At 60.1% G+C, this 10,832-nt stretch carries 7 protein-coding genes, 1 tRNA gene and 1 pseudogene; 1 reads left to right on the top strand and 8 read right to left on the bottom strand.

Annotated elements, in window-relative coordinates:
* From ABX749_RS08895 to ABX749_RS08860, 8 genes and pseudogenes are all read right to left on the bottom strand, one after another.
* Window positions 1-367 (bottom strand): annotated as a pseudogene (locus ABX749_RS08895) (hypothetical protein); the annotation flags it as partial.
* Window positions 364-2,718 carry an ABC transporter substrate-binding protein gene (locus ABX749_RS08890; RefSeq protein ID WP_372895661.1) on the bottom strand — a complete coding sequence of 785 codons (2,355 nt, stop codon included), beginning with the start codon at window positions 2,716-2,718 and terminating at the stop codon, window positions 364-366. The gene ABX749_RS08890 and the pseudogene ABX749_RS08895, both read right to left, overlap by 4 nt.
* Window positions 2,715-6,089, bottom strand: a complete 3,375-nt coding sequence (locus ABX749_RS08885; RefSeq protein ID WP_372895660.1) for a PQQ-binding-like beta-propeller repeat protein — start codon at window positions 6,087-6,089, stop codon at window positions 2,715-2,717. Before ABX749_RS08885 ends, ABX749_RS08890 begins: the two co-directional genes overlap by 4 nt.
* Before the next feature lie 159 nt (window positions 6,090-6,248).
* Entirely contained in the window at window positions 6,249-7,058 is an 810-nt protein-coding gene (locus ABX749_RS08880) for a biopolymer transporter ExbD (protein ID WP_372895659.1), read from the bottom strand.
* Window positions 7,059-7,087: 29 nt separating this feature from the next.
* Entirely contained in the window at window positions 7,088-7,513 is a 426-nt protein-coding gene (locus tag ABX749_RS08875; RefSeq protein ID WP_372895658.1) for an ExbD/TolR family protein, read from the bottom strand.
* Window positions 7,510-7,998 (bottom strand): biopolymer transporter ExbD, encoded by a 489-nt coding sequence (locus ABX749_RS08870; RefSeq protein WP_145220708.1) that lies wholly within the window; start codon window positions 7,996-7,998, stop codon window positions 7,510-7,512. Before ABX749_RS08870 ends, ABX749_RS08875 begins: the two co-directional genes overlap by 4 nt.
* Window positions 7,999-8,004: 6 nt before the next feature.
* Window positions 8,005-8,655 carry a MotA/TolQ/ExbB proton channel family protein gene (locus tag ABX749_RS08865; RefSeq protein ID WP_095738917.1) on the bottom strand — a complete coding sequence of 217 codons (651 nt, stop codon included), beginning with the start codon at window positions 8,653-8,655 and terminating at the stop codon, window positions 8,005-8,007.
* 170 nt (window positions 8,656-8,825) lie between these two features.
* Window positions 8,826-9,752, bottom strand: a complete 927-nt coding sequence (locus tag ABX749_RS08860; protein WP_145220706.1) for a hypothetical protein — start codon at window positions 9,750-9,752, stop codon at window positions 8,826-8,828.
* Between the two features lie 360 nt (window positions 9,753-10,112).
* Between ABX749_RS08860 and ABX749_RS08855 the strand changes: the two genes are divergently transcribed.
* Window positions 10,113-10,185, top strand: a tRNA-Phe gene (locus ABX749_RS08855).
* Window positions 10,186-10,832: the final 647 nt, after the last annotated feature.

Genomic DNA, 10,832 nt, shown 5'->3' with positions numbered 1-10,832 from the left:
GGTCTTCCATGGAACGAAACGACGCGGTGGCGACCGGCGGCGGGGCGTCGGCGATCGTCGTCCGCCACAGCGCATTGAAATCGCGATCCAAGTACTCCAAGACCGGTTCGCGAAGCGTGTCGGCGGTGAAGCGGGGATCGCGTGAGACGACCCAGATCAACACCCGATAGGGAGAGTAGTCCCACGGTTCTTCGTCACGCGGGTCCGGCTGGGCGGCCGACGTTTCCTCTTCGGGGGCGCTTGGCGTGGTCTTGTCCGCTTCGTCGGCGGTCTGTGCCGACAGCGAGGGTGCCATCAACAACGACAGCAGCGCGAGGCAGACGGTGATGAAAATGAGTCGGGTCGGGTCGGTGGTGAAACGCTTCAAAATTCCAATCTCCAATTCCCGGCGTTCTGATAGAGCGAAACGATGTTGTTGCCCATGCCGACCAGGTTGTTCCGGTACGCAAAGGAATCGACCATTTGCCACAGCGGCAACACCGGCAATTCGTGATGCGAAATCGAGTGCAGCACCAGCAAACGGTCTCGAACTTCTTTCCAATTGCGAGCTTCTTCGAGACGCCGCAGGCCGAGACCGATCAGCTGGTCCTCGCTCTGGGCCAGTCCACGCGGGCCGAGCAAGCGACGCGCATCGATGATCGGTTCCCAGATCGCGCAGGAAACGTAAACCAAGTCCGCGGTGTCGGGGTCGGGGTAGGTGCGTCCGACGGGAAGTTCGACCAATTCGACGTCCAGCCCGATCAATTCCCATTGGCTGCGAATCGCTTCACAGGCGACGCGCGACAGGTTGTCGGCGGGGAACGCCAATCGCACGGTGCGCAGTTTCGGTTCCGGTTCGCCCTTGCGTTCCGCCTCGGCCGCTTTCAAGTTCTGGCTCAGCGAGACCAACAACTGCGCCAAGCTGGGCTCGAACCGTCGCGGCAAGATCGAGGTGTCATAGCCATAGCCGAGCGGATCGTCTTGGCTGAGTCCGGCCGGGAAGGGGCCCGAGAGGACACGGCATCCCAGCGATTCATGGTTCTCCAACAATTCGCCTTTCAAGATGTCTTCGCGGTTGATGCCGTACAGCAGCGCGCGGCGAAAGTTCTTGTCGGCGACAAACTCGTGGTCCGAGCAGGGGACCAGCATGTGGATCGTGGGCAGCGGGTACTCCACGACTTTCACGTCGCGGCGTTCTTTCAGCTTGATCGCGTCGGCGGGGAACAATTGATCCAGCACATCGATTTCGCCGCTGAGCAATTTGGACACCGAGTCGCTGCCGGTGTCGCATCGGATCTCGACGATTTCGCGTGGTTTGGCGTTGTCACCGCTGGCCCGACGCGCGTCTTCGGTCAGCTTGAAGCGGGTTTGGCCGTCTTCGATCACGTCGACGAAATAGTCTCCCGTCGGTCCGCCCTTTTCACCACCGAACCAGCTGGCGTCGACGTTGATTTGAAGCAAGCAGGTGGGCAGCACATGGGGGCGGCGAAGGACGCATTCGATGCGCTGGGGGCCGTCGATGCCGATCCCGGTGACGCTGGCAGCCCAGGGAGAAAAATAGGTTTCCGATTCGGGCATCGCACGCCGGGCCAGCTGGTCGGCCAGGAAGTCGACTTCGATGCGGTTGAGCGGGTTGGGCAGCTTGGCCGTGTCGATGGACAGTTCCAGGACTTGGCGGTCGGGCGTTGTTTCCGCGGATCCGAAAATGAAATCGTATTCACCGCCTTCGGGTGCGGCGCCTTGGATTTCGAACATCGTCCGGTAGAGCAATCGGCCGGCGCGTCGTGCGGACCAATTGTCCAGACGAACGGGATCGAAAACCCGCGCCGCTTGCAGCACACCGACCGAGACCAGCGGATAGGCCTCGTCGATCTTTTTGACCAATTCTCGCCCGCCCTCGATGTCGGGTTTGAGGTACAAACTTTCCCGCGCCAACGTCCGAGCCGAGCGGAAGTCCTTTTGTTTGACCGCTTCGATCGCCTCGTTGCGTTTCTCCGTGGCCATCCGCAAGAACTCGCCGTCCCACTTGGAAATCGCCGGCAGATCAAATCGTCCGTAGTCTTCTTTCAATCGCGCCAGCAACTGCTGGGCGTTGTCCAGATCCCCTTCGTCGACCATCGCCTGCATCAGCCCGCCGGTGGTCAAGCTGATCGCCTTGAGCACTTGGGCTTGATTGTATTGGGGGTCATAATGAAACAGTTCTTCCAGCATCGCCAGGGACTCGGCGCGCTGGCTGCCCGAGGCGCGTTGAATCGCGTTCCGCCACAGAAATTCCGAACGCAGGGCTTTCAATCCGGGGCGTCGCGGGTAGTCGCGGATCAAGATCGACAGGAACGGGTACGCGCCGACGAAATCTTCGTTGGCGATTCGCGATGCGGTTTCGCGTTCGAGTCGTTTTTCCCAGAAATCGATGCGTTCGATGTCCGACCACTTGGCGACAAATTGCTCGACTTCGATGCCAAGAATCGAAAATTGCAACGTTCCGCGCGGCGTCGTCGGCATGTCCCGGACCGGCAACAGGTGAGATTTCACCCATCCGCCACCGGATTTCTCGGTGAAGTAAATGATGTCGTGCGGTTCTTCTTGCAACAAACCCAGCCCGGAATCTTCCGGTTTGCCAGATTCGGCATAGGTCAGCATTTGTGCCTGAGCCGGTCGGTTCAGTCCGATCGCGACCAGCCCCAGCGTGAGGATGCCCAGGGTTCGCAGGAGAACGCGAGAGGTTGCTTGGAATTTCATTGGCCACTCACCCCACTGGGAATCTTGACGACGTAGACGACACCCTCTTCGCCGGGCACCAGCAATCGATCTTGCAGCACCAGGGGAGTTGCCGAGAACGGTTCGCCGATCTCGGTCAGGCCGACCGGATCATTGGAGGCCGGATCGATCACGACGATCCAGCCGGAGTCAGAAACGAGGATGATGTTGCCCTCGTGGATCACGGCGTCTCCGACGGGCAAGCCGCGTGGGACGGGGACCGCAAACGTGGTTTGGCCGTCGGTCGTGATCCCTCGCAGGACTTGGTCATCGGTCAACACGACCGCCTGGTCGCCCGCCGTCGCCGGTCCCCAAATCACTCGGCCGTCCATTTGGGTTTGGAATTTCTCTTTCAGCGTCACCAGATCTCGACCGATGATCAAATCCGCCGCCGGTCCACTGATCGCCGCCAACAGCGTGGTGTCGACGCCGGCGATGGTTCCCAGCGTTGCCGCGGGCAGTTTGGTTTCGGCCAATGGTGTCGTTCGGGGGCCGACCCGCAACCGGTACAGACCGGCTCGGCTATCGGCGACGACGACTTGTCCCGGATCATCGGGAAGCCGCACGGCGTTGGACCACGAGATCTTTTCGACGGGGTTGGCGATCGGCTGGAAGGGGTTGCCCAGTTGCGATCCCGTCTGGTAATCCATCACGACCGCACGACCGTTGTCGAGTGTCAGGAACAAGCCTCCGCCGGCGACCAGTCCGCGTCCGGAGGGTTTTCCAGAAAGCACGTTCAAGCTGACCAGCCGCAGTTTTTCGGTCTTGCGTGTCGGATCGTAGACGGCGACTTGCTGGCCGCCTTCGCCGCCCGCTTTGTTCAACAGCACCGCGCGGTTGTCGTCGATCTTCAGCGGATCTTCGAAACGCATGATCACACCGACGCCGCCGCGGTTCTCGATCGGTGCCCGAGTGGCACCGGTTGCGATCGCCGATCGGTCCAATTCAAACAGGGCCGCGTGGGTGGTCAAGGCGTGCACGCCCGCGTCGGCACGGCGAAGCATGGCGACGGGGGCACCGATGTCATTGCGCCACAGTTCCTCGCCCGTTTTGGGATCGACCGCTGAGACCCGGATACCCGAGGTGCCCCGCAGCTGTCGTGCGTGCACCAGTGCATCGCCGATCGCCAGCGGTTGTCCGACAAACATGTCGCCTTCGTGTTTGAACCAGTCCGGGACGACTCGGGCGCGGTTGACCTGCAGCTCGTAGCGTCCGATCCGCGATCCGGTGGTCCACATTTGACTGCGGCCGACGGCCATCTGTGTCAGCGTCGGCGTTCCGTAAGACGCAAGTTGTTTGGCGACGACGGAGACCTTGTCCGTTTCACTGGTGACTTCGATGTCGAACACGGAGATTTCGCCGAGGTCGGTCAGCACGACCAGGCGGCGTTGCTGGGCCACGATCGGCGGCACGACCACGTTCCCGCTCATCCGCACCGGGTCCTGGACCTTGGTCACGTTCGCGCCGTTTTCGTCCACGCCCAGGATGTGAACCAGGCAATACTCGGGGCCTTTGTTTTCGATCACAAACAGGTGTTCCAGCAGCGGCGTGGGCGGCACGGCGATGGTGCCCGCTTTGTGCCCGACGTAATAGCTTTGGATGCTGTCGCCGTTGTTGCTGTCCAGCACGTACAGGTTGCTGTGGTCGCCGGGGATGTAGGCGATTGCGGCGCGGTCGTCGACACCCGGTCCGACCTCCAGCGATTGGGGGATCTGTTGTGCCCATTTGGCGTCACCGGTCGTCGCGTCCAGCTCGATCAATCGTCCGGACTTGGTCGAGATAAAAATGTCGTTGTCGCTGACAACCGGTTGGTTGAACGCTTCGCCGATCTTGACACGCCAATCGACCTCACCGCTGCGTCCGTCGCAGCGTTCCACCGACAGGTCGCTCGATCCGGTCAGCAACACCGCGGTGCCGCCGTCCAGGCGGATCGGGCTGTGGGCCAGGGAGTTCCCGACGTAGCGCCGCCACAGCAGCGTGCCGTCTTCGCCGTTGAAGGCCAACACACTGCCTTTGGTTCGAATGAAGATCACTTCGTCACGCAAGTCGGGGACGCGATCACCCGAGCGTGCGTTCAACACGATCGGGTTCAAGTCGGTTTGCGTTTCGGCTTCGATCCGCTGGGGCAACGCCGCAGTGGTTTCGACCAGTTGCTGTTGAATCTCGCTGGCCTTGGCGATCAGCGTGGCCAGCCGTTCGTTGTCGCCGAGTTCGGGAAAGGAGCGGAGCAGCTCGTAGCGAACATCGTACGCTTCCTTGGTTTTCTTTTCGGCGAGCAAGGCGGTCATTTGATCGACCGCGGCATCGAGTTGTTCGTTGCGGTTGATTTCGCGTTCGACGCGGCCCCGTGCTTCGTCGATTTCTTTGAGTCGTCCGGAGAGCGTCGTCCGCATCGCGCCGGTCATGTATTGCGGGTTGTTGGTCAACTCGATCTGCTCTTCCAGCTTGTTCAAGAGCTCTCGTTTGGCGGTGGTCTCCGATTTTTCGTTGGCTTCGTTGACGATGTTTTCGGCGATCTTGACCAACAGCGCGGCCAAGTTGCCACGCTCTTCGTTGAGCCCCTCTTCGTCTTCGATCTCGGGCAGCTTTTCTCGTGCCAATTCCGTCGCGTAGGTCGGATCGGTCATGCCTTCGGCGCGATACAGTTCGGTCATGATCACGCGGGTCCGCGCCAGGGAACTGTGTTCATTGCCGTTGCCGAACGAATCGAGAAACTCCAGGTATTTCTCTTGAGCCGGCGTGTAGTTTTGATTGTCGTAAAGCTCGTTGGCGATCTGGATGCGTTCGTCTGCGTTGCCGCGGGAGAGGATCCAATAGAGGCCGCCGCCGGACAGGAGCAGGAATCCGATGATCCCCAAGAACCCGTAGATCTTGAAGGAGTCCCATTGGTTTTCTTGGGGGGCGGGTTTGGTGCGTCGGGCGCGGGGGCGTTCGCGCTGGGGGGCTTCGGAGAGCAAGTCGTTGTCGGCGACGGGAACGGCTTGGACGGGGACCGCTTCGGCTTCGACGGGTTCGAATTCGGCGAACGGCTCGGCGGTCGTTTCGACCGGGATCGCTTCGACGGCTTGGACTTCGTCCGCATCGTCGTCGTCGTCGATCGCGACCAAGTCGTCTTCCACGACTTCCGCCGCGGCGATCGTCGCGTCGTCGGCGTACTCGCCGCTGCGGATTTCGCCGATCAACTTGGTCGCTTGGAAACGGGTCAGTTGCCCGTTGTCGACCAGCAATTTTGCGACCGCTTCGGGGGTCACCCGTGCGCCGCCCTGGTCCAGTTGTTCGCGCAGCGCTTCGATGATCTCCTGGTCCAGCAGACCACGTCGTTCCAGTTGATCGATCAGTTCGTTAGCAAGCATCGTGATAAAAAGAGTGGTTACGAGAAGTGGTTGACGAGCGATCCGCCGTACCCGGAAAAGGGGGCAGGTACCAAAAATGCGAAGCACCCTTCGGGCCATTTGGTTTTTGGTACCTGACCCCTTTTCCGCGGCACCCTAAATCTGAAAGTTGACAGAGCACTAGTCGAATTCCTCGACTTGGGTGACCTGGGTTTCGGTGAATCCGGCGATCGTTCCGGCGTCCATCGCGTCGACCAGGTACTGCAGCTTGCACAGTTCGTGAACTTTGATGACCAACCTTGCCGGATTGCCGCTTTCGTTGGCGCGCTTGAGCGTCGTGATCAGGTTTTGTTTGCCGGGCGTTTCCTCTTGCCAGTCCGTTGCCAGGACCAGAAAGGATCCGAATTCGTCGACTTGGACTTCGACCATTTCCAGGTCTTCCTCTTCCTCTTCGACGACCGTGGTGCTCGGGGCGTCGGTTTGTTGCCGCGGCATTTCGATCGATTTTTGCAGACTGAACGCCGCGGTCACCATGAAGAAGATCAGCAGCAGGAACGTGACGTCGACCATCGGGGTCATGTCCAGCTCTTCTTCTTCCCGTTTGGTTTTTTGGAAGATCGGTTCGTCATCGTCATCGTCGTCCAGTCCCGCCAAGGGGGCGGCGGGCGCGGGCCCGACCGGTGTTGCCGGCCTGTCACTCGGCGGCCTGTCAGTCGGCGGCGATGGGGCTGCAGCGGGGGGCGCAACCGCTTCGACGGGCGTCGCGGCGACCACCACGGGGTCGGCCTCTGCCGCATCGGATGGGCCAGACGCATCGGATGGGCCAGGCGCACTGGATGGGCCAGGCAGGGGCGGCGGAGCGGTGCCCAGGTCGGCTTCGGGGACGTGAACCGCCGTGTCGCACTGCGGGCAGCGCACACGACGACCGGCCAACGAATCGTTGACTTTGTTCGTGGCACCGCACTGGGGACAGGTAACTGGAATCGACATGCGTTGGGACGAGAAGAGGAGCTGTGTGTCTAAATCAATTCGGACGCGATTTCGGTCAGCTGAAACTGTTGGAATCCGGCGATCGTTGCGGCATCCATCGCATCCACCAGGGCCTGTAACCGGGCCGCCGATTCGACTTCGATCCGCAGGTCGGACGTCAGCGGCGTGGCGCGTCTTGCGGCCGCCAGTTCGCTCACCAATTCCTGTTTGCCGACCAGTTCCTTTTGCCAGTCGGTTGCCATCAACAAGAAACTGCCATGTCGGTCGACGTGCAAACGCAACGGATCGTGGTCGCGGACGACGGCCGCCCGGCTGGCCTGGTCGTTTTCCGGGTTCGGCGTCTCGATCGCACGCTGCATCGAAAACGATGCGGTGACCATGAAAAAAATCAGGATCAAAAACGTGACGTCGATCATCGGCGTCAGGTCGAGTTCGGATTCGTTGCGGCGCGTCATAGTTCTTTCACCGCGATGTAGGTGGACGAAATGTCTTCGAACGCGTCGCCGATGATTTTCTGCACACGCGTCACCTCACCGACCGTGACTTCGCCGTCGCCCATGATCATCACGTGGTTTTTTTCTTCCCCGCGGGTGGTCTTGAGTTCTTCGGTGATGTATTCGATCAATTCGGTCGTTTGGGTTTCTTCGTCGCTGCTGAATTCGGTTCCGTCGATCCGTTTCAGGATGACCTTGTCTTTGCCGGCCGGTTCGATGAACACGACCGCCGACTCTTTGGCGCTGATGGCGATACCGTTTTGTGCTTCGGGGATCTTCCCCATCTGGGTCGGATCCATTTTGGAACAGACGACAAAAAAGATCAGCAACAAGAAGGTGATGTCGATCATCGGGGTGATGTCCATTTCGTCTTCGTCTCGCTTTTTGCGAGGCATTTGGAAATCGTCATCTTCCTCGATGTCAGGTTCCTCGATCACGCTACTCATGATGCGTTAGCGTCCCCCGCTGCGAGCGAGTCCGGCTTTGAAGGCGTCCATGAAACGGCTGAGCCCGGATCCGACCAGGTCTTCCATCTTGGCGATTCGAATGTTGACGTTGGCGACCAGGATCATCAGCGGGATGGCGATCGCCAATCCGCTGGCGGTCGTCACCAGTGCGACACGGATATCGCCGGCCAGCTTGCTCGGCTCGACCGACTCGGCGGTGGCCAGGGTTTGGAACGCGCCCATCATCCCGAAGACGGTTCCGAACAACCCGATCATCGGAGCGGCTTTGATCACGGTGCCGACCCAGCTGAGTCGATAATCCAGATCGCTCATGACGTCACGCTGGAACCGGTCCATCATGAACTTGCGGGCGCGGTTGTACCCCAGGTTGCGATGGCTGACGGCCAATTCGATGATCTGGGGCAACGCCCGCGCGTCGCCTTCGCAGTAATCGATGGTGCCTTCGAAATCGCCGGCTTGAATCATCTGTTCCACGTCGTCGAGGAACTGGTCTTGTTCGTCTTCGGACTTGAACCGTTTTTGTCCGACGCGATTCCAGACGACGACGATGCAGTACAACCCCCAAAGTGCCACCGCCGCGAGTGCGAGGTAGGTCGCATCGGCGATCATGTTGAAAAGCGAATACGCAAGGATCATTGACATTCGTGTCTTTCCCGTTGATTGATGAGTTGAGAGGTTTCGTTTTGGTGGCAGGGCGATCGGTCGGGCTGGACCATTTCAGCCGAACCTTGGTTCTACACGGTCGTTCGTACGGTCGATTCTGCCAGGGAATCTCCCAGGCGATCGGTTTCCCCCCGTCGATCAGCTCAGTAACCCTTTCGGTAACGTTGACTGACGATGCTGAAGGAGTAGCCGCCACCGTCGACGGTGCTTTCGAAGACGGTTTTGGCGATCGAGTGGGGGAATTTTTTTCCTTTTTCTTCGGCGTACTGCTTTTCCATGTTGGCCAACTGGTTTTCCAGATCCTTGGGGACAAAGCGGATCACATTTCGGCCGTTGACCTGGATGCCGGCGGCGGTGAGCAGCTGGCGGTCAAACTGCAGCAGCGGGTTGGAGAGTTTCCATGAAAAGTACAGCCGTTCTTCGGTTTTGGGCTGCGTGTTGACTCGCTTGGTCGGCGAGGTGGATAAGTTGTTGGCCATCTCGATGACGTTGGGGCCACCGCCCCCGAAGGCGGCCAGTTCGATTTTGTAAAAATCCAATTGTTTGGCGTAGTCATTTTTGCCTTTGGCGTTGAACGTCAGCTCCCAGCGCTCCCAGCGGCCGATGATGTCGTCCCCCTCACCCATCGGTCCCGGCGGTCGGCTGTCCCCCTGGCCGGTGCCCTGCGTCGAGGCGGTGGCGTTGGTGTCGGCGGTCGTCAGCGAAGCGGCCACGCTGCTGACCGCGTCGGTGACCGCCTCGATCGTGTCGGCCAGCGTCGGTTCCATCAAATCCTCCACCTCTTCGGCCCCCGGTGGTTCGAAATCACGCTCGAAACCCTCCGGGTTCTCACCGCGGCCGGGCGGGTTTTCGATGATCGGTGCCAACGCGATCGGTTTGGGTTCCCCGCTGAGCAGCCAGACGACGAACATCATGAACACGAACGCGCCGAGAAACAGGATCAAGGCCAGGAACAGCGAGGTCACCGAGTCGAAGCGGCTGAGCTTCAGTTTTTCGCGCTCGAGCTCCCGCTCCAGCCGGGCCGCTTCCATTTGGTCCGATTTTTCTTCCTGCTCGACGATGGTTGACATCTTTTTTTAACTACCTCCGTCCCTGCTCGTGCGGCCGGAATTCGTGATGCGTGTCTCGACCCGAACGGGACGACGGCCTGCCAGACGATGGGCTGCCGGGGGCGTTAGTGTGATCGGAAAACCCATTGGCCGCGAGTGCAGGCAGGGAATTGGTCTGAAAAGTTGACGAGGTCGTCACGTCGGTAAGGAAATCGCCGTTTGGAGAGATTTTTCGAGCTATCATAAGCTGTCGGACGCATCTGCAAAAAGTCGCCGTCGCAATCGGTGTTGTCTCAATTGAAATTTGTCTCGTAGTGAACCAATTGACGAACCCACGCATCATACCCTAGGATCCCCGCAGATCGAATGAATCTTCCAGCTGGTCAGGTAGCTCAGTTGGTAGAGCACGGCCCTGAAAAGGCCGGTGTCGCCGGTTCGAGCCCGGCCCTGACCACTCTCTTTCACTCGCTGTGAAGGCCTCGACCCTCTCTGGTTTTGCCAGGCCTTCGTGCAGGTTGCCGCCCCAATCCATCGACGGCCCCACCCCGGAAAAAGCGATCACCGCACTGGGATCACCACACTGGGGCGTGTCCTGTGGCGCGAGGATTCTGCTCGGCATTGGCCCAAAACGTTCTGCCGGAATCTCTCAGCCGCAGTCTCCTTGCCACCGATGTCCGGAGCGTCCACGTGATTGACCGACTGGTCGTCCTCAGAGGTTGACGACGGCCGAGCGGTCGGGCGAACAGAATCTTTTCGGATTTTCGATTGATTCGCCGCCGGCTGCGCCGGAATCGTCTGCGGAGACACTCGCTGGTGCTCCGGCTGTCGCTTGCGATGCGATGAAATTGCAACTGAGCCCACCGATGGCAGCGCGAGCCCATGGATTTTTTGGCACCCCGTTATCCGTGGGTTCGCCCTGCCATCGGTGGGTATTGTTTTCGATGGTGAGCCGGTTAGAGCTGGAGTGCTTCGTCCAGATCGGATTTTAAGGCGGGGGCCGCAGATTGTGACGCAGGTGGTGACGCAGCGGCCGGTGCGTTTGACGGGAGGAGGGCGAGGCTACCGCCGAGCTGGGTGGATTGGGATTGCCGGCAAGGGAGG

Origin of the sequence: Stieleria sp. (assembly GCF_041595215.1) — a bacterium.
GTDB classification, from domain to species: Bacteria; Planctomycetota; Planctomycetia; order Pirellulales; family Pirellulaceae; genus Stieleria; species Stieleria magnilauensis.
The sequence above is the reverse complement of the archived record's forward strand: the minus strand, read 5'-3'. Positions and strand labels throughout refer to the sequence as shown.

Coding starts and splice junctions, on each gene's coding strand:
- ABX749_RS08870 (WP_145220708.1), bottom strand. CDS start 7,998: ATGAGTAGCGTGATCGAGGAACCTGACATCGAGGAAGATGACGATTTC.
- ABX749_RS08885 (WP_372895660.1), bottom strand. CDS start 6,089: ATGCTTGCTAACGAACTGATCGATCAACTGGAACGACGTGGTCTGCTG.
- ABX749_RS08875 (WP_372895658.1), bottom strand. CDS start 7,513: ATGACGCGCCGCAACGAATCCGAACTCGACCTGACGCCGATGATCGAC.
- ABX749_RS08890 (WP_372895661.1), bottom strand. CDS start 2,718: ATGAAATTCCAAGCAACCTCTCGCGTTCTCCTGCGAACCCTGGGCATC.
- ABX749_RS08860 (WP_145220706.1), bottom strand. CDS start 9,752: ATGTCAACCATCGTCGAGCAGGAAGAAAAATCGGACCAAATGGAAGCG.
- ABX749_RS08880 (WP_372895659.1), bottom strand. CDS start 7,058: ATGTCGATTCCAGTTACCTGTCCCCAGTGCGGTGCCACGAACAAAGTC.
- ABX749_RS08865 (WP_095738917.1), bottom strand. CDS start 8,655: ATGATCCTTGCGTATTCGCTTTTCAACATGATCGCCGATGCGACCTAC.